Raw genomic sequence first — 18,340 nt, forward strand, 5'->3', positions numbered from 1 at the left:
GAACGTCTCTCCTGGTCAGGCGGTGGGACGGGCGGACAGGTGCTCATGGACGGCCGTCCAGCCGCCGCCGTCGGTGCGGGTGAAGACGATGGTCTCCCGCTCCTGGAGCGTCTCCTCGCCGGCATGGGTGGCGATCGTCGTCTCCACGTCGTGGCTGAAGACGGCGGTGTCGCCGAAGGGCTGGATCAGCTGTGCGGACGAGGTGCAGCCGAGGATGCGGAAGCCGTCCTGCTCCACCCACTGCTGCCAGAGCGCGCGGTACTCGGCCGTGGAGCCCAGCCGCTGCGGGGTGGTGTGGAAGACGAAGGTCGCGTCGGGGGCGAAGGCGCCGAAGTAGTCGTCGAGGCGGCCCTCGGCGAAGGCGGCGACGAGTTCGGCCGCGGCGGCCCTGACGTCCTGGACGGTGGTGGTGCTCATGCGCAGCTCCTGGTCACGGGCGTTCACCGGGGGAACGTCCGGCTTTCTCTTACGAGGGGGCGGGGAGAGGTCAGTGGGCCGCGGCGGGCTCGGTGACGGTCTCCTCCGGTGTGCCGCCGGTGATCGGCGGCACCGGGGCGTCCGACGCCCGGACGAAGCGGGGGCCGGCCGGTCCGTACACGGCGCGCGGCTCGGGGAACACGGTGAGCAGGGCCAGGTAGAGCACGACCGCGAGGCCTAGGCCGACCGGCAGCGAGATGTCCGTGCCGCCCGCGAGGTTGCCCAGCGGGCCGACGAACTGGCCGGGCAGGTTGGTGAAGAGGAGCGCCACGACGGCGGAGACGAGCCAGGTGGACATGCCGCGCCAGTTCCAGCCGTGCGTGAACCAGTAGCGGCCACCGCGCTGGCGGCGGTTGAAGACCTGCAGCGCATCCGCGTCGTACCAGCCGCGCCGGGTGACGTAGCCGAGCGTCATGACGATCATCCACGGTGCCGTGCAGGTGATGATCAGCGTGGCGAAGGTGGAGATGGACTGCGCGAGGTTGAGCGCGAAACGGCCGACGAAGATGAAGGCGATGGACAGGGCGCCGATGAAGAAGGTGGCCTGGACGCGGCTGAAGCGCGTGAAGACGCTGGAGAAGTCGAGACCCGTGCCGTACAGGGACGTCGTACCGGTGGAGAGGCCGCCGATCAGGGCGATCAGGCAGAGCGGCAGGAAGTACCAGCCGGGCGAGATCGCGAGCAGACCGCCGACGTAGTTGGGGGCGGCCGGGTCGACGTACTTCGCTGCCTTCTCCGCGATGATCGACGCGGTGCCCAGGCCGAAGAGGAACGGCAGCAGCGTGGCGATCTGGGCGAGGAACGCGGCGCCCATCACCCGGCGGCGCGGGGCCCCGGCCGGGATGTAGCGGGACCAGTCGCCGAGGAACGCGCCGAAGGAGACCGGGTTGGACAGCACGATCAGCGCGGAGCCGATGAACGACGGCCAGAACAGTGGCGCGGAGGTGGAGGTGAAGGTGCCCGCGTAGCCGGGGTCGAAGTCGCCCGCGAAGGCGAAGGCGCCGAGCACGAAGAGGGCCGAGGCCGCGAGCACCGCGATCTTGTTGACCAGCAGCATGAACCGGAAGCCGTAGATGCAGACGGCCAGGACGAGCACGGCGAAGATCGCGTAGGCGATGCCGTAGCTGACGTTCGACTCGGGCACGTGGGCGAGCCGGTGCGCGCCGCCGACGAGCGCGTCGCCCGAGGACCAGACCGAGATCGAGAAGAACGCGACGGCGGTGAGCAGCGAGAGGAACGAGCCGACGACCCTGCCGTGCACGCCCAGGTGCGCGGAGGAGGAGACGGCGTTGTTCGTGCCGTTGGTGGGGCCGAACAGCGCCATCGGGGCCAGCAGCAGCGCGCCCGCGACCAGGCCGAGGACGGTGGCCGCGAGCCCCTGCCAGAAGGAGAGGCCGAAGAGGATCGGGAAGGCGCCCAGCACACAGGTCGCGAAGGTGTTGGCACCGCCGAAGGCGAGCCGGAACAGATCGATCGGTCGGGCCGTGCGGTCCTCGTCCGGGATCCGCTCGACACCATAGGTCTCGATTTCGGTGATCGAGGTCGTCACGGGCGCTCCACCTTCCGTTCATCCAGAGCGTCGGTTTCCACAGTGTGTGGTCCGCGGCCGATCATCGACAATTGTGTCCATCACAGACATGTACGCTGTTTTATGTGGTCAGCAACAAACTCACCGTCGGGGACCTGCTCTCCTACCCGGCACTCCAGCTCTCCGTGAAGGCCGGTCGCGGCGGTCTGGGGCGGTCGGTGTCCTGGGCGCACGCCAGCGAACTCGCCGATCCGACGCCGTGGCTCCTGGGAGCCGAGGTGATCATGACGACGGGCCTGGCGATCCCCCGTACCGCGGCCGGACAGCGCGCCTATCTGGAGCGGCTGGACGACGCCGGGGTGTCCGCCCTCGCACTCTCCGCTCAGCTGCACATGCCCCCGCTGCACGATGCGTTCTTCCGGGCGGCGGAGGAGCGGGGCTTCCCGGTCCTCGAAGTGCCCCTTGCCGTTCCGTTCATCGCGGTCGCCCAGGAGATCGCGGCCTCGGTCCAGGCGGACGCCGGGCACCGGCTGGGCGCGCAGCTCCAGGTCTTCGGCGCGCTGCGCTGGCTGGTCGCCGAGGACCTCGACACGGCGGCACTCATGCGCCGCCTCGAAGACCTGTCGGGTTACGACGTCTACCTCTGCACACCGCAGGGCCGCCCGCTGCTGCCCGGAGTCCCGGTGCCGGATCCCGCCGTGCTGCCCGCTTCCGTCGACGCGCCGCCGACGATCCCCGGCGGCTTCGTCCTTCCGGTGCCCGCGCCCGGCGGCCCGGCGGGGTTTCTCGTCGCGTACGAGCGGCAGGGCGCCCAGCCCGCGGGACTCGCCGTCGCCCAGCACATCGCCACCGTGGCGGCGCTGCGCCTGGCGATGGTGCGCAACGAACGCGAGACGCTGCGCCGCGAGGGAGCGGAGACGCTGGCCGAACTCCTGCAGGAGGTGCTCGACCCGGAGGCGGCCCGCCGCCGGCTGGCCCGCCATGCGATCGAGGGCGACACCGTGCTCCTCGTGGTGCGCAACACCACCGACGAGGCGCTCCTGCCCTGTCTGGAGGACCACCCCCGGCTGCTGCTCACCCGGGGTGAGGACCGCTATGTCCTGGGGGCGCCGGAGCTGGCGACGGCCGTCGGTGAGCTGCCGGGGGTGGCAGCCGGGATGAGCCGTCCGTTCCTGCCGGGCGCCGCGCTGAAGGTCGCCCAGCGCGAGGCGCTCTGGGCGGTCTCCAAGGCCGCGGAGTCCGGCCGTCCCGTCGTCCGGTACGGCGACGACTCGACGGGCCGGTGGCTTCCCGACGACCCCGCCGTCCTGACCGCGCTGGTCGAGCATGTGCTCGGCGACGTGCTGCGCTACGACGAGGCGCACGACTCGCAGCTGCTGGTCTCCGCCCGCACCTGGATGGAGCGCGACCGCCGTAACGATGCGGCCGCGGCCGCGCTGCACATCCACCCGAACACCCTCGCCTACCGGCTGCGCCGCTTCGGCGCTCTCGCCCAGCGCGACCTGACGTCGACCGGGGCGCTGGCCGAGGTCTGGCTGGCGATCCAGGCGGCGGGGACGCTGGGCCTCACCGACTGAGCACCGGCTGAGCACGGCTCGCGGCAGGCCGGCCGGGGAGGGGCGGAGGGCGTCAGAACCCGGTGAGCGTGGTCTTGCCGACGGCGGTGCCGCTCTCCTGGAGACGGTGGGCCTCGCGGAGGCCGGCGGCGTCGATCCGGCCGAGGTCCCGGGTGGCCGTGGTGGTGAGGACTCCGGCGTCCACCAGGCGGGCCACCTGGGTCAGGATGTGGTGCTGCATCTGCTGGTCGGCGGTGCGGAACATCGAGCGGGTGTACATGAACTCCCAGTGGAAGGAGATGCTCTTCCGCTTGAGCAGCCCCAGGGGCACGGCCTCGAAGTCGTCGATGGCGACGATGTGGCCGAACGGGTTGAGCGCCTCGGCGTACGCGGCCAGGTTGTGATCGGTCCCCGTGGTGCTGAAGACGAAGTCGATGCCGTTCGGCGCCGCCTCCGCCAGCTGCGGAGCCAGCGGCTTGTGGTGGTCGACCACGTGCTGCACGCCCATCCGGCGCGCGAAGTCGGCGGACTCGGGCCGCGACGCCGTGCCGACGACGGTGAGACTGGTCAGGGCGCGGGCCAGTTGCGCGGCGATGGAGCCCACGCCGCCCGCGGCCGCGGTGATCAGCAGGGCGCCGGTCTGCTCCAGAGCTCCGGTCCGCAGGCCGAGCCGCTCGAACAGGCCCTCCCAGGCGGTGAGCGAGGTCAGCGGCAGCGCGGCGGCCTCGGTGAAGGAGAGCGTCGCCGGCTTGCGGCCGACGATGCGCTCGTCGACCGCGTGGTAGCGGGAGTTGGCGCCTGGGCGGTCGATCGCACCGGCGTAGTAGACCTCGTCGCCCACCGAGAACAGCTCCACCTCCTCGCCGACGGCGACGACGGTTCCGGCGGCGTCCCAGCCGAGCACCTTCGCCTCGCCGGCCGGGTCGACGTTCTGCCGGATCTTGTAGTCCACCGGGTTGAGCGCGATCGCCTCGACCCGGACCAGCAGGTCGCGGGGGCCCGGCCGGGGGGTGGGCAGGGTGACGTCCACCAGGCTGTCGGCGTGGTCGACGGGCAGTGACGTGCGGTACGCGACGGCGGGCATCGTCTCGGGGATGTCGTATGCGTCGGTCATGGTGGTTCGGCCTTTCAACACAGGGACGTGACCTGGGGGTTCACGCGATCAGGAGCTGAGCCCGACGGTACGCAACGGGTGGTGGTCACCCGCAAGGGAGCATGGTTCCCGATGGGTACTACTGCTGCTTGCCGACGACAGCCGAGCTCTGCGACGACCCGAGGAGCGTCTACCTCGCCGCCTGCCCGTGCCGCGACATGCTCGACCTGCTCGCCAACAAGTGGAGCACCCTCGCGCTGGGCGCCCTGGAGAACGGACCGGAGCGGTTCGGCGCGCTGCGGGCACGCCTGCAGGGCGTCAGCCCCAAGGTTCTCACCCAGACGCTGCGCCGCCTGGAGGAACACGGCCTGGTCCACCGTGAGATCTACCCGGAAGTCCCACCGCGCGTCGAATACAGCCTGACCCCCCTCGGCGAGGACGCCTGCCTCCCCCTGGCCCACCTCCGTACCTGGGTGGAGCAGAACATCGACCGCTTCCCGGCGTCCTCGCCGTGAGGGGTGACGGTCAGATCGCGTCCAACTCGGCGACGGCGTCGGGCGGCAGGGTCAGGGCCGCGCCGGCGATGAGGTTGACAACGTCCAGGACGTCGATCCCGAGCCGGCGGAGGTTGTCGATGACCTGCCCTCGCAGCGCCTCGGGTGAGTTGGCGGGCAGCCGGCTGCCCCGCTCGTCGCGGACCATCCCCACCTTGGTCACGATGTGCAGGTGGTCGCCGTACGGGAAGAGCACCTCGCGGATGATCTCGTTGGTGACGTACGGCCCGTAGGCGTCGGCCGTGTCGATGTGGTCGACCCCCAGCTCGACGGCGGTCCGCAGCACCTCGATCGCCGCGGCGCGGTCGCGCGGCGGCCCGAAGACGCCGGGCCCGGCCAGCTGCATCGCGCCGTAGCCGATCCGCCGGAGTTCGAGCTCCCCGACCCGGTAGGAACCGGCCTGCGCGGCGGGTGGGTTGGTGGTCGTCATGCTCTTCCCTTCGGACTCGGGTGAACCTCTGCGCCCACCTGGTCGGGACCGTCGTACCCGGCGACGCGGTGAGCGCGGGTCGCCTGATTCCGGTGATTCGCCGTCGGCACGGGGTGGCGGGGCGACCGTGCCGGACGGTCCACCGGGTGACGGTTCCGGGGCGTGCCGGCCGGCGCCGGTCCCCTCGGTCGTCACGGCGGGGACCGCTCAGCTCTGGTGGCGGGGCCGTTCCCGTGATGTGCTGGAGGTGGCGGGAAGGACCCGACACAGACGCGGAGAAGCGGCAGGCCACGGTCGCGCACCGCGCAATCCGGATCCGCGAGAAGCGGGTGGAGCCCTTCCCGCCCTGTCGTGCGGAAGGTGTCGGCGGCCTCGGTCCCGGATGTCTCCGGCGTGCGAGGACGAGATCGCCGTACCCCGGGCCGAAGAGCCCCCTCGGGAGGGTCCGGGCAGCCCTTGGTGCCCGCAGCCGGTCGGGCACACGCTGGGATCAGGGAACCGAGGAGGCAATCATGCACGGCAGCCCGCACACCGTCGGCGATGTGATGACCCGCGCCGCCGTCGCCGTCGGCCGTGACGCGCCGTTCAAGGACGTCGTCACGCTGATGGACCAGTGGAGCGTCAGTGCCCTTCCCGTGCTGGAGGGCGAGGGCAGGGTGGTCGGCGTCGTGTCCGAGGCCGACCTGCTGCCCAAGGAGGAGTTCCGGGACAGCACCCCGGACCGGTTCACCGAGCGGGACCGGCCGGCCGACCTCGCCAAGGCCGGCGGGGTGACCGCCGGGGAGCTGATGAGCGCGCCCGCGGTGACCGTGCACGCCGACGCCACCCTGGCCGAGGCCGCCCGCATCATGGCCCGGCGCAGGGTCAAGCGGCTGCCCGTCGTCGACGGCGTGGGCATGCTCGAAGGCGTCGTCAGCCGTGCGGACCTGCTCAAGGTGTTCCTCCGCGAGGACGAGGAACTGGCCGAGGAGGTACGCCAGGACGTTATCGAACAGCTGTTCCCGATCTCCGCGGACCATATCCGGGTCGAGGTCGCCGAGGGGGTCGTCACCCTCACCGGCTGGATCGACGGCCCGGCGCTGGCGCCGGTGGCCGAACGCCTGGCCCGCGCCGTGGAAGGCGTGGTCGACGTCTGCTGCCACCTCGCCCCGGTGTCCGTGCGCTGCGATCCGCTGTGACGCGTCCGCGGGTCCGTACGGTGGCGTGCGCGGCCGGTGACGACCACCGGCCGCGCACATGTACGGGCCGCCTGAGCCCTGCCCCAGGCGGCCCGTACCGGAACGGTCCGCGCTCCCGTCTTCTCCTCCGGGACCGGGACCTGGATGGTCTGGGACCTGGACGGTCGAGGGACCTGGATGGTCAGGTCGCCGTCCGCCCTTCTGTAATCTCCAGTTTCGCGCGCGGGAGCCGGTGATGCATCGGGCCGACCGTCCCCGCCGGGGGGCCGGTCGGGCGGTACGCCGGGTCAGCCCTTCCCGCCGCTGAGGTTGCGCCACTGGGGGCCGACCCGCTGCCACTCCGCCTCCCAGTCGGCGAGGCGCTGCTGGAACAGCCGGTGGCGAAGCAGCCATCCGGCACCCCAGACCGCGGTCGCGGTCAGCTGTGTCACCAGGACGCCTGCCATGACCGCGCTGAACGTCGACTCCGCGGTGCTCGGCGGGGCGGTGACCAGCCGCTCGCTCCGGTCCGCCCAGACCTGGAGCCTGCTGCCCGCCGTGGCCGTGGGCAGGACCTTCGCCCTGCCGGTGTGCAGGGAGCCGTCCGCGGCCGTCCAGCGCACGGTGACCCACGACTTCCCGACGTCGTAGCCGCTGCCGACCAACGGGCCCTCCGTCGCGTTCTCCGTCAGCTCGGCGGACACCGCGTGGACCCCGGCACGCCGGCCGGCGAACGTCTGGTCCACGGCGCCGGCCGCGGCCCAGCCGACGAGCGCTCCGCCGACGAGGGCGAGGGCCCAGACGGCGAGCACGATCCAGGCCTCCACGACGTCGCCGTGCCGCCGCAACTGGTTGCGCCGCCAGCGCCACAGCCACGAACGGCTCGCTGTCCCAGGGATCTTGTCGGACATGGTCGCGCACCTCCCTCCACGAGGTCAGGACCGCGGCACTCCTTCGCCGCCCGGAGCGGGCTGGTAGCGGGCGCCGGTCAGCGCGCAGTCGACGTCGACGACCCCGTCCACGCTCCGCACCCACCCGGCGGCCACCTGCACCAGTGCGGGATCCCGGACCCGGCCGGTGAGGGTCACGACGCCGTCGCTGACCCGCACCTCGACCGGGTCGGCCGTGTCGGCGAAGACATGCGGGAGGACCTCGCGGCGGATCTCCTCGGCAATGTCCTCGTCGTCCCGCAGGTACACCTTGAGCAGGTCGACGCGGCTGACGACCCCGGTGAGCACGCCGTCGGCGTCGACCACCGGAAGCCGCTTGACGCCGTGCCGGGCCATCCGGCGCGCGGCCTGCGGCAGCGTGGCGTCGGCCCGGACGGTGACGGCCGGGGCGGTCATCAGCTCGCCGGCGGTCGTCGCGGCGGCCCTGGTGAGGTCGTCCGGCCGCCGCGGCCGGGCGGGACCCTCCGGTGCGCCGTCCCGGACCTCCTCCTTGTGCAGCAGGTCCGCCTCCGACACGACGCCCATGACGCGACCCTGGTCGTCGAGGACGGGAACCGCGCTGACCCGCCAGCCCCGCATGGTCTTCACGATGTCCTTGAACGCAGCTCCACGGCGGACGGCGACGACGGTGCGGGTCATCACGTCGCTCACGGCGTAGGGAGTACCGGTCATGGCGACCTCCAGAGGTCGGGTGCGCTCGTACCGCACACTTCCAGAGTCGGTCATCTCGCCGTGACCGGCATGGGCCGGGCGGCCCCGCCGCGGAGGTCCGGGTTTCCCCGCGGCCGGCCGTGATCGCCGGGCGTCACCGGCCGGATGCACACGGTCGCCCCGGCCGCGAGCGGCGCGGTGCGGCAGGAGGCGCGTCGGGGCGGGTCGGTGGTGCGTCAGGGGTGCGCTGTATCTGCTCGGACAGTACGGTGACGTCCTGGTGTTCGACCTTGGACATGAGACGGCTCCGCGAGCGGGCCGTCGGGCGGTGGAGGCGGCATGGCCGGCAAGAAGGCGGCGGAGCTGCCGCGCAAGGTGTACGAGACGGAACTGCTGCGCCTGCAGACCGAGTTGGTGAAGCTGCAGGAGTGGGTGCGGGCGACCGGTGCCCGGCTGGTGGTGGTCTTCGAGGGGCGGGACGCGGCCGGCAAGGGCGGCACGATCAAGCGGGTGACCGAGCATCTCAACCCGCGCATCGCCCGGATCGCGGCGCTGCCGAAACCGACCGAGCGCGAGCGGACGCAGTGGTACTTCCAGCGGTACGTGGAGCATCTCCCGGCCGCCGGGGAGATCGTGCTGTTCGACCGGTCCTGGTACAACCGGGCCGGGGTCGAGCATGTGATGGGCTTCTGCACGGCGGAGGAGCACCAGCTCTTCCTGCGCCAGTGCCCGATCTTCGAGCGGATGCTGGTCGAGGCCGGGGTCCTGCTGCGCAAGTACTGGTTCTCGGTGAGCGACACCGAACAGCAGGAGCGGTTCCGCAAGCGGCTGGAGGACCCGCTGCGGCGCTGGAAGCTCTCCCCGATGGACCTGGAGTCGATCACCCACTGGGAGGCCTACTCCCGGGCCAAGGACGAGATGCTGGTGCACACCGACATCTCCGAGGCGCCCTGGTACATCGTGGAGAGCGACGACAAGCGCCGGGCGCGGCTGAACATGATCGCGCACCTGCTGTCCTCGGTGCCGTACCACGACGTTCCGCCGCCGGTGCTGGAACTGCCCGACCGGCCGCCGTCGACCGGCTACCAGCGCCCGCCGCGAGATCTGCAGACCTACGTCCCCGATCACACGGCGAGCCTCTGACCGACCGACCCGTCGTCGCACCCGCAGACGCAGACGCACCGGTACCCGCAGACGGCGCGGCACGGCACGGCGCGGGTTCGTCCGCGGTCCGACACCCCCCACCGCGGCCGCTTGCGGGTGAAGTCCGGGTGGATCATGGGATCACCGGACGGAAGGCGGCACATGGCCCACGGCAGACTCCAACACCCTGTGTGGCACCGGCTCGTGCCCGGACTCGCCTCACTGCTCGGTTACCGGCGCGCCTGGCTCAGGGGCGACCTGCTGGCCGGGGTGACCGTGGCCGCGTATCTGGTGCCGCAGGTCATGGCGTACGCGGGGGTCGCCGGTCTGCCTCCGGTCGCCGGCCTCTGGGCGATCCTGCCCGCCCTGGCCCTGTACGCCCTGTTCGGCTCCTCACCGCTGCTGTCGGTCGGCCCGGAGTCGACGACCGCGCTGATGACCGCCACGGTGGTGGCCCCGCTGGCGGCCGGTGACCCGGACCGGTACGCCGTCCTGGCGGCCTGCCTCGCCGCCACGGTCGGCCTGCTCTGCCTGGTCGCGCGGGCGGCGCGGCTGGGCTTCCTGGCGGACCTCCTCTCCCGCCCGGTCCTGATCGGTTACCTGGCAGGCGTGGCCTTGATCATGGTCGTGGACCAGCTGCCCAAGCTCACCGGGGCGCGGGCGTCCGGAACCGAGTTCTTCCCCCAACTCTGGTCGTTCTTCACACACTTGGGCGAAGTCCACGCGCCGACCCTGGTCTTCTCGGCCGCGATCCTGCTCTTTCTCCTCCTCGTGACGCGGTACTTCCGTGCGCTCCCCGGCCCGCTCCTGGCGGTGGTCCTGGGCACCGCGGCCGTGATGGTGTTCGACCTCGACGACCGCTACGGCATCAAGGTCATCGGTACCGTCCCCTCGGGACTGCCCGCCCTCGCGGTACCGGACCCGACCGAGGTGCCCGGCCTGGTCCTGCCGGCGCTCGGCGTTCTCCTGGTGGCGTACACGGACTTCATCCTCACCGCGCGCGCCTTCACGCCCCGGGGTCCGGCGGACGGCCCCGGGCTCGACGCCAACCAGGAGTTCCTGGCCCTGGGAACGGCCAACCTCGGGGCGAGCCTGCTGCACGGCTTCCCGGTCAGCAGCAGCGCCAGCCGCACCGCCCTGGCCACCTCGGCCGGCGCCCGCAGCCAGGCGTACTCCCTGGTGGCCGGGGCGCTGGTGCTGGCCGTACTGCTCTTCCTCAGCCCCCTGCTGGCCCGCACACCCGCCGCCGTGCTCGGCGCGCTGGTGGTCTACGCGGCGATGCGCATGATCGACCTCGCCGGCTTCCGCCGCCTGGCCTCCTTCCGCCGCCGCGAGCTGCTCCTCGCCCTCGGCTGCCTGGTCGGGGTCCTCGCCCTGGACATCCTCTACGGTGTGGTGGTCGCCGTCGGCCTGTCGCTGGCCGAGCTGCTCACCCGGGTGGCGCGCCCGCACGACGCGGTCGAGGGCCTGGTGCCCGGAGTGGCGGGGATGCACGACGTCGACGACTACCCGACGGCCCGTACGATCCCGGGACTCCTGGTCTACCGCTACGACTCGCCCCTGTTCTTCGCCAACGCCGAGAACTTCCACCGCCGGGCGCTGGCCGCCGTCGACGAACAGACCGAGTCCGTCCGCTGGTTCGTCCTCAACACCGAGGCCAACGTCGAGGTCGACATCACGGCTCTGGACGCGGTCGACGAACTCCGCCGCGAACTCATCGCCCGTGGCGTCGTGTTCGCGCTCGCCCGGGTGAAACAGGACCTCCTGGAGAGCCTGGAGGCATACGGCCTCGCGCAGGCCGTCGGCCCGGACCTCATCTTCCCGACCCTGCCGACGGCGGTGTCGGCGTACCGCCAGTGGCTGACGGAACACCCCGAGAGCCCGTGAGGGGGCCGTCCGGACCTGACCGGCGACCAACGGCCCACTGACGGCGTTCGCCCGCGCGGGAAACCGTAGGAGGCGCGGTTCCCGACCGACGGACGCGAACGACGAGGAGTGTTGTGATGGCGAAGGCATACCTGGTGGGCAGCGGCATAGCGGCGCTCGCCGCAGCGGCGTTCCTCATCCGCGAGGGCGGGTTCGACGGGGCGGACATCCATCTCTTCGAGGAGCAGCCGGGCATCGGGGGCAGCCTGGACGCGGGCGGCACGGCGGACGCCGGCTACACCATGCGCGGCGGGCGGATGTTCGAGGCCGAGTTCCGGTGCACGTACGACATGCTGTCCGGCATCCCCACCCTGGACGATCCCTCGACGTCGGTGACCGAGGAGATCCTGGCCGGGCACGAGGAGTTCGCGTGGGACGACATCGCCCGGCTGGTCGACGGCGACGGCAAGATCGTCGACGTCGGCTCGATGGGGTTCTCCGAGCGTGACCGGCTGGACCTGGTGCGCTGTCTGGCGACACCCGAGGGCCGTCTGGACGGGAAGCGGATCACCGACTGCTTCGGCGAGCACTTCTTCACCACCAACTTCTGGTTCATGTGGTGCACCACGTTCGCCTTCCAGCCCTGGCACAGCGCGATCGAGTTCCACCGCTATCTCAGGCGGTTCGTCCACCTGTTCCCCGAGTTCGGCTCCATGTCCGGCATCCATCGCACCCGGTACAACCAGTACGACTCGATCGTGCGGCCCCTGGCCGCCTGGCTGCGCGAGCGCGGGGTGACCATCCACCCCGGCTGCCGGGTCACCGACCTGGGCTTCGCTCCCGGAGTCGGCAGCGGCACGGTGACGTCCGTCGACGTGACCCGGGCCGGCCGCGAGGAGCGCATCGCCGTCGCCCCGGAGGATCTGGTGCTGGTGACCAACGGCTCGATGACCGACGCCTCCAGCCGCGGCACCCACACCTCTCCCCCGCCGCCGGCTCCGGACCGCTCGGACGCCTGGCTGCTCTGGCACCGGCTGGCCCGCGGGCGCGAGAACTTCGGGAACCCGGACGCCTTCGACAAGCATGTGAAGGAGTCCCGCTGGGAGTCGTTCACGGTCACCGCCAAGGACCCCGTCTTCCTCGACGCGCTGGCCGGGTTCAGCGGCCGGGAGACCGGCAGGGGCGGGCTGATGACGTTCACCGACTCCAACTGGCTGCTCAGCATCGTGGCCAACCGCCAGCCCGTCTACCGGGACCAGCCCGAGGGCGTCTCGGTCTGGTGGGGCTACGGCCTCTTCCCCGGCCGGGCCGGCAACGGCACGCCCAAGCCGATGGCCATGTGCTCGGGCCGGGAGATCCTCGAAGAGGTCCTGCACCACCTGCACTTCGACGACCGGACACGGGCCCGGGTGCTGGAGACCTCCACCGTCGTCCCCTGCATGATGCCGTACATCACCAGCCAGTTCCTGGCCCGCCGCCACGACGACCGCCCCCAGGTCGTCCCCGAGGGCTCGGTCAACCTCGCCTTCATCGGGCAGTTCGCCGAGGTGCCCGACGACGTCGTCTTCACGGTCGAGTACTCGGTGCGCACCGCCTGGACGGCCGTGTCCCGGCTGCTCCGTCTCGACAAGGAACCGCCGGCCGTCTACAAGGGCCACCACGACCCCCATGTCCTGGCAGCCGCCCTGGAGACCATGCACCGCCGGTAGCCCGGTCTCCGGACGACCACGGTCTCCGGACGGCCCCGGGCCCCGACCGGCGGGGCCCGGGCCGGGACGGCGTCAGGACGCGCTCGGTACGGCGCTCGGGCCCGTGTCGCCGGTCAGGTGGACGATGGTGCCGCCGAGCCTGGGCCGGAACTCCTTGAGCATCTTCGGCTGGGCGCTGACCACCCAGCGCGTGCCGACCAGATAGGTGCCCTGGTACATGCTGATGGTGTCCAGCCAGATCTCCTTGTACTTCTCCTCGGGGAACGTGGTGATGAGGTAGTCGCCGTCCTTGGTGTGGCAGCTGCCTTCGCGCAGTTCCTCGGCCTGGACGCGGATCTTGACCTTGCAGTCGGTCAGGTTGGCGATGACCTCCACCTTGGCGGGGGCCACGACCTGGGCCTGCTGGGCGGAGACCGTCGGGGTCCTGGACGACCTGTCCTCCGTCGACGCGTCGTCCTCGCCCCCGCCGCAGGCCGCGGTCAGGGGCAGCAGGGCCAGGCTGCCCGCGAGGGCGGCACCACGGACCAGACGGGCCGTGGCGGGGGCGGGGGTGGTGGTACGGGTACGGCGGGTACGCCGTCGCTGCTGGGGCACGGGGTGTCTCCGTATCGGTTCAGTGCGTGTCGATTCAGCACGTGTCGGTTCAGCACGTGTCGGTTCAGTGCGCGACAGGGGAGCGCCCGGGAGGCAGGCGCGAGAAGGCCGTGTGCCTGTGGTCCGGACGCGGGTGTGGGTCGGTACCGCTCAGCAGCGGAATGTCTGCAGGACCGCGGCGTCGCCGGGGCTGCGGACGTCTCTCACCGTGCGCGGACGGGCCGCCCCCGGCAGGGTGTCGTCGAGTGCCGCGGCCGCCTCGACCGCCGGTGTGAGGGCGTCCGGCGACGGTGGTGCGACGAGGTGATCCGCGCGCTGCGGCCGGCCGGGGGAATCGGCGGCCGTTCCCGCATGGGCAGCGCCGCTGCCGGTCTGCGGCACCGCGGACGCGACGTCGTACGCCGCCTGCGGCCCCGTCCGGGCCGCGGATGCCACGGCGGACGGGGTGTACGCCGGGACGCCGGTCCCGTGGGGCGTCGTGACGTGCAGCAGTACGACGGCGGCCAGCAGCAGCACCGCTGCCGCCATGCGTCGTATCACCACTGGACTCCCGAACTCCGGCCCGAGCCGACGCCTGAACGTTACCGGCACTCGCGGGTCGCCCAGGTCGAACTCCCCCACAGGGAAGGTGACATGGGCAACACCTGACCCCGGCGGCGTCGGCGGGACCGGCTCCCGCGGTCACGACTCGCGGAGGTCACGGTAGGTGCGGGATCATTGGGCGTGTATCGCGCCTGAAGGAGTGGGCATGAGACGGAACCGACTGCTCGCCTCGGCCGCGGCGCTGTGCGCGGCCGCCGCACTCGGCCTGGCCGTACCCCACACGGCCGCGGCCGCCCCGGATCACTACTGTTCCCATGTGTCATCGGACGTCCGGCCCACGCTGACCTACGGTGACACCGGTGCGGCGGTCAGGCAGGCGCAGTGCCTGAGCAACAAATGGGGAGGCGTGCCGCCCAGGCTGGCCGTCGACGGGGTGTACGACTCCGTCATGCTGAAGAAGATCGCTTGGATCCAGGTCTGCCACGGTCTGCCGCCCAGCGGAGTCGTCGGGAGCCGCACCTGGCAGGTGCTGTACCACCCGGCCCTCGACTGTTACGTCCCCTATCCGCAGTGACCCCACAACGCCCCGTCGCCCCTGCGGCGGCGTGGGAGCATCCTGGTTCCTGGCAGTCGTCCGGGCGGCCGGGAGGTGACGGGATGCGCTGGTGGGTCACGGGGTGGGCGGTCGTCGGGGTGGTCGCCCTGACGGCCTGCGGTGCGTCGTCCGGGGGCGGTGCCGCGGGCACGGGGCCGCCGTCGGGGCACTGGGCGGGGCCGTCGGGCGGCACACCGGCACACACGTCTGCGGCTCCGGTTCCGGCGCCGTCCTCGGCCGCACCTGATGGCCCCGCTCCGTCCGCGTCAGCGTCAGCATCCGCGGGGAACTGCGCGGCCGGTCGTACGCGGGTCACCGTCTCCCCCGGTGACGCGCCCGTGCGGCGCTTGTGCGTGCGCCCCGGGGCCGAGGTGTCGCTCGTTCTCCGGCCGCGGGTCGACGACCGGCGGTGGACGGCCACGCGGAGTTCCGCGCCGGTGTTCGTCCTGTTGTCGGGCTGGCGGGTGGATGCCGACGGCACCGCGTATGCCTCGCTGCGGTGTGCGGGCACCCGGGGCGGCACGGCCGAGGTCACCGCGCTGGCGAAGGCGCCGGACGTGGCGGGTGCGGCGGGCGTCGCCTTCACGCTGGAGGTGACCGTGGTGCCGTACGGGCGGGAGGGGTGACCCGGAGCCCAGCCCCACAGGCCGGAGCGGACCGGGGTCACCCCTCCCGGTGTGCGTCAACGGCAGTCGCGCACCTTGATGGTGTAGATGCCGCGGCCGTGGGTGGCCGCGTACAGGGTGCTGCCGTCGGGGCCCAGCTTCAGCTGGAGCACGGCGACCGCCGGGAGCGAGCCGACGCGCTGCCACTGGGTGCGGCCCGGTGCGCGGTAGACGACGCCGAGGTCGGTGGCGACGGCGAGGCCGCCGTTCGGGGTGACGACCGCGGAGTTGGTCGGCACGTCGGGGAGGTTGGCGGAGATGTCCTTCCAGGTGGTGCCGCCGTCGGTGGACTCGAAGACATGGCCGACACCGGCGCCGGGGCCCTCGGTCCAGTGCCGGGAGAAGCCGTTGACGGCGAGGAAGACGTGGTCGGCGTTCTTCGGGTCGACGGCGAAGCCGCTCAGGTAGCGGTTGGGTACGGTCCCGTCCGCAGGCAGGGTGATGTCGTGCCAGCCGGTGCCGTCCGCGTTGCCGACGGAGATGCCGCGGGCGAAGCCCTGGTTGTTGCAGGGGCCGCACCAGGCCGCGTAGACCTTGCCGCCCGAGGCCGCGACGGCGGTCGCGGTGCGGCCGGCGCCGAGGTCGTACAGGCTCTTCCACTCAGCTCCGCTGCGGATGGCGTAGCCATGGGTCTGCACCCAGATGTGCCGGCCGCCGGCGATCCATGTCGAGCTGTCCTTCAGGTCCGCCGCGAGCGGGGCGATGAAGCGGGCCTCGCTGGTGGCGTTGTCGGCCGGGGCGACGTTGTACGACGTGGCCTTGGTGGCGTCGGTGACCCAACTGCCGTCGTTGACACCGCAGTTCTGGGTCACCTGGATGGCGAGATAGACGTATTCCTCCGCCAGGTCGCAGCCGTTGGCGGGGTCGGTGAGCGTGTCGCCGCCGTCGCCGCCGAAGTTGGAGCCCATGACGGTGTCGTTGCTGCGGAGGATCGACTGGCCGTTGTCCTGGAGGCCGCCGGTGACGGAGACGCCGCCGTGGGCCAGGTCCTTGCCGACGCCCACCGAGTAGTACTGAAGGGTGTCGATGGTGCCGTCGTTGAGGGAGGTCCAGTCGGTGGCGTGGCCGGAGGTGTCCTGGGAGCCGTTGACGGGGCGCTTGTAGACACCGCCGTCGTTGCCGACGTAGACGAAGCTCTTGCCGTGGTAGCGGCCGATGGCGACGCCGTGCTGGTCGGAGTGGGTGGTCGGGTTGCAGTCGCCGGTCTGCTTGGCCGGGTCGATGCTCCAGCAGGGGAAGGTGAAGTTCCAGTACGGGCCGACGGTGGACCAGGTGCTGCCGCCGTCCTTGGTCTCGTAGACCTCCTCCAGGCCCGCGTACACGTGCTTCGGGTCGCTCGGGTCGACGCTCAGGAACTGGTTGTACCAGGCCTGCACGCCGGGCATGTAGCCGCTGGTGGTCAACGCCGATCCGTCGGTGGCCAGTTGCTTGTAGTCGGCGATCTTCGTCCAGGGGCCGGACGGCGAGGCCGCGCTGTAGATGCCCTCCAGGCCGCTGTCCGGGTTGGTGTTCAGCTGCTCCGGCGACTGGTCGATGGCGTAGTAGCGGGAGCCGTCGGCGGAGCGGGCGAAGGTGACGTTGCCGACGTTGTCCGCGTCGGTCGGCAGGTCGCCGAAGCCGCTGCTGATCCGGGTCCAGGTACCGTCGGCGCCCTTGGTGTAGAAGCCGTTGTAGTCGTCGCCGCTGCGCCAGCCGACCGCCAGGATCACCTTGCCGGGGTCCTTGGGGTCGATCGCGATGTCGTTGGCGATGTTCTTGTACGCGGCCGAGGGGTCGCTCGCCAGTGAACCGCCGGGCAGATAGTCGGGGTTGGGGGCGAACTCCAGTTTCCAGGCGCCCTTGAGCGTCCTGGTGGAGTGACTCCACACGCCTTCGCTGGTGGCCGCCCACACCTTGCCGCCGCCGAAGCGGAGTTCGTGGATGGTGGTCGACTCCAGCTCGTCGCCGCCGACCCGGGCGCGGGCGGAGAAGGTGCCGTGGTGCGGGTCGGACAGGACGTAGACGCCGCTGCCGAGGTAGGCGTCCGCGTTGGTGGTGGCCTCGCCGGTGCCCAGCCACAGCCGGCCGGTGCCGTCGAGCGCGAGCGCGCCGGTGGACTGCGAGGAGAGCCGGTCGCTGATCGGCTGCCAGTGCCCGCCGCCGCTCCTGGACCGCCAGACGCCGCCGCCCGCGCTGCCCGCGTAGACGTATCCGTCGTCGTCGGCGGCCAGCGCGGCCATCCGGCCGGTGACATTGCCCGAGCCGCCGCTGGAGTTGGAGTCGATGTCGCGGTAGCGGGAGTCGTCGGAGTTGTACGGCAGGTCGGTGATGTTGCGCCAACTGCCGCCGGTACTGGGGAGGTCGGTCAAGCTGGTCCAGGCAGCGCCGTACGCGCCGGGGGCGACGATGCCGGGCGAGGTGCGGGCCTCGGCGTACTGGTCCGCGCCCTCGGCGATCTCATCCGCCTCGTTGCCGCCGTCGTCATCGTCGGCCTTCACCTTCGGGCTCACGGATCCCGTCGAGTGCTCCCGCTCGGCGGCGAGCCGCGCGAGGGCCCGTGCTCCGAACGGACCCGTCCTGCCGGACGCGGCGCCCGCGGGTGTCGCGACGAGTGCGGCGGATGCGGCGAGGGCACAGATCGTGAGCCATCGTCTCTTACGGGTTGGTGCTGACATCAGACCTCCCAAACGGGCCTTGGCACAGCCGTCTTGGGAGACCCGACCACGGCCGGCCGGAAGCGTCCGGCCTTTGGCCAACCTTTGACCGGAACCTGTCACCACGACCAGGAGTCGCCCCGCCTCTGCTATGCGGTGTCCGGCGGCGCGTCTTACGGAGTCGTGACGTGCGGGC

General features: G+C 71.8%; 16 protein-coding genes and 1 pseudogene. 8 read left to right on the plus strand and 9 right to left on the minus strand.

The genetic code is table 11. The annotated features are described in order from the left end of the window. Positions 1–15: 15 nt before the first annotated feature. Positions 16–417 carry a nuclear transport factor 2 family protein gene (locus ACIRR9_RS38460; RefSeq protein ID WP_403761984.1) on the minus strand — a complete coding sequence of 134 codons (402 nt, stop codon included), beginning with the start codon at positions 415–417 and terminating at the stop codon, positions 16–18. Positions 418–487: 70 nt separating this feature from the next. Next, a complete protein-coding gene (locus tag ACIRR9_RS38465; protein WP_403761987.1) occupies positions 488–2,026 on the minus strand; it encodes a purine-cytosine permease family protein in 1,539 nt (512 codons plus the stop codon). Between the two features lie 104 nt (positions 2,027–2,130). Here ACIRR9_RS38465 and ACIRR9_RS38470 point away from each other — a divergent pair, with 104 nt between their 5' ends. Then, the gene (locus tag ACIRR9_RS38470; protein WP_365351153.1) at positions 2,131–3,582 is read left to right on the plus strand and encodes a PucR family transcriptional regulator ligand-binding domain-containing protein; all 1,452 of its coding nucleotides are present in this window, start codon (positions 2,131–2,133) and stop codon (positions 3,580–3,582) included. 52 nt (positions 3,583–3,634) lie between these two features. Here the strand turns inward: ACIRR9_RS38470 and ACIRR9_RS38475 are convergent, their stop codons facing one another. Further along, on the minus strand, positions 3,635–4,645 hold the full coding sequence (locus ACIRR9_RS38475) for a zinc-binding alcohol dehydrogenase family protein (protein ID WP_403762235.1): 1,011 nt from the start codon (positions 4,643–4,645) through the stop codon (positions 3,635–3,637). 158 nt (positions 4,646–4,803) lie between these two features. Here ACIRR9_RS38475 and ACIRR9_RS38480 point away from each other — a divergent pair, with 158 nt between their 5' ends. Next, a complete protein-coding gene (locus ACIRR9_RS38480; RefSeq protein ID WP_403761991.1) occupies positions 4,804–5,169 on the plus strand; it encodes a winged helix-turn-helix transcriptional regulator in 366 nt (121 codons plus the stop codon). A 10-nt stretch (positions 5,170–5,179) separates the two neighbouring features. Here the strand turns inward: ACIRR9_RS38480 and ACIRR9_RS38485 are convergent, their stop codons facing one another. Then, positions 5,180–5,638, minus strand: coding sequence for an aldo/keto reductase (locus ACIRR9_RS38485; RefSeq protein WP_403761994.1), 459 nt, complete (start codon positions 5,636–5,638; stop codon positions 5,180–5,182). 512 nt (positions 5,639–6,150) lie between these two features. Between ACIRR9_RS38485 and ACIRR9_RS38490 the strand changes: the two genes are divergently transcribed. Then, complete coding sequence (locus ACIRR9_RS38490) at positions 6,151–6,816, plus strand: CBS domain-containing protein (RefSeq protein ID WP_403761996.1); 666 nt, start codon at positions 6,151–6,153, stop codon at positions 6,814–6,816. Between the two features lie 287 nt (positions 6,817–7,103). Here the strand turns inward: ACIRR9_RS38490 and ACIRR9_RS38495 are convergent, their stop codons facing one another. Both ACIRR9_RS38495 and ACIRR9_RS38500 read right to left on the minus strand, forming a co-directional pair. Further along, positions 7,104–7,706 (minus strand): hypothetical protein, encoded by a 603-nt coding sequence (locus ACIRR9_RS38495; protein ID WP_403761999.1) that lies wholly within the window; start codon positions 7,704–7,706, stop codon positions 7,104–7,106. 24 nt (positions 7,707–7,730) lie between these two features. Further along, a complete protein-coding gene (locus ACIRR9_RS38500) occupies positions 7,731–8,417 on the minus strand; it encodes a CBS domain-containing protein (protein ID WP_403762002.1) in 687 nt (228 codons plus the stop codon). Positions 8,418–8,735: 318 nt separating this feature from the next. Between ACIRR9_RS38500 and ppk2 the strand changes: the two genes are divergently transcribed. From ppk2 to ACIRR9_RS38515, 3 genes and pseudogenes are all read left to right on the plus strand, one after another. Then, the gene (gene ppk2, locus ACIRR9_RS38505) at positions 8,736–9,539 is read left to right on the plus strand and encodes a polyphosphate kinase 2 (protein WP_403762005.1); all 804 of its coding nucleotides are present in this window, start codon (positions 8,736–8,738) and stop codon (positions 9,537–9,539) included. A gap of 162 nt (positions 9,540–9,701) precedes the next feature. After that, entirely contained in the window at positions 9,702–11,426 is a 1,725-nt protein-coding gene (locus tag ACIRR9_RS38510) for a SulP family inorganic anion transporter (protein ID WP_403762008.1), read from the plus strand. Positions 11,427–11,524: 98 nt separating this feature from the next. Then, positions 11,525–13,114 (plus strand): annotated as a pseudogene (locus ACIRR9_RS38515) (oleate hydratase); the annotation flags it as partial. Between the two features lie 72 nt (positions 13,115–13,186). Here the strand turns inward: ACIRR9_RS38515 and ACIRR9_RS38520 are convergent. Both ACIRR9_RS38520 and ACIRR9_RS38525 read right to left on the minus strand, forming a co-directional pair. Beyond that, positions 13,187–13,708 (minus strand): hypothetical protein, encoded by a 522-nt coding sequence (locus ACIRR9_RS38520; RefSeq protein WP_403762011.1) that lies wholly within the window; start codon positions 13,706–13,708, stop codon positions 13,187–13,189. A gap of 150 nt (positions 13,709–13,858) precedes the next feature. Beyond that, on the minus strand, positions 13,859–14,248 hold the full coding sequence (locus tag ACIRR9_RS38525; RefSeq protein ID WP_403762014.1) for a hypothetical protein: 390 nt from the start codon (positions 14,246–14,248) through the stop codon (positions 13,859–13,861). A gap of 208 nt (positions 14,249–14,456) precedes the next feature. Here ACIRR9_RS38525 and ACIRR9_RS38530 point away from each other — a divergent pair, with 208 nt between their 5' ends. After that, a complete protein-coding gene (locus ACIRR9_RS38530) occupies positions 14,457–14,825 on the plus strand; it encodes a peptidoglycan-binding protein (protein WP_403762017.1) in 369 nt (122 codons plus the stop codon). A 392-nt stretch (positions 14,826–15,217) separates the two neighbouring features. Beyond that, positions 15,218–15,472: an acetyl-CoA synthetase gene (locus ACIRR9_RS38535; RefSeq protein ID WP_403762020.1), complete on the plus strand. Its 255-nt coding sequence runs from the start codon at positions 15,218–15,220 to the stop codon at positions 15,470–15,472. 56 nt (positions 15,473–15,528) lie between these two features. Here the strand turns inward: ACIRR9_RS38535 and ACIRR9_RS38540 are convergent, their stop codons facing one another. Continuing rightward, positions 15,529–18,165, minus strand: coding sequence for a glycosyl hydrolase (locus ACIRR9_RS38540; protein ID WP_403762023.1), 2,637 nt, complete (start codon positions 18,163–18,165; stop codon positions 15,529–15,531). Between the last annotated feature and the right edge of the window lie 175 nt (positions 18,166–18,340).

This window comes from Streptomyces sp. NPDC101234 (genome assembly GCF_044767525.1).
GTDB lineage: Bacteria > Actinomycetota > Actinomycetes > Streptomycetales > Streptomycetaceae > Streptomyces > Streptomyces sasae.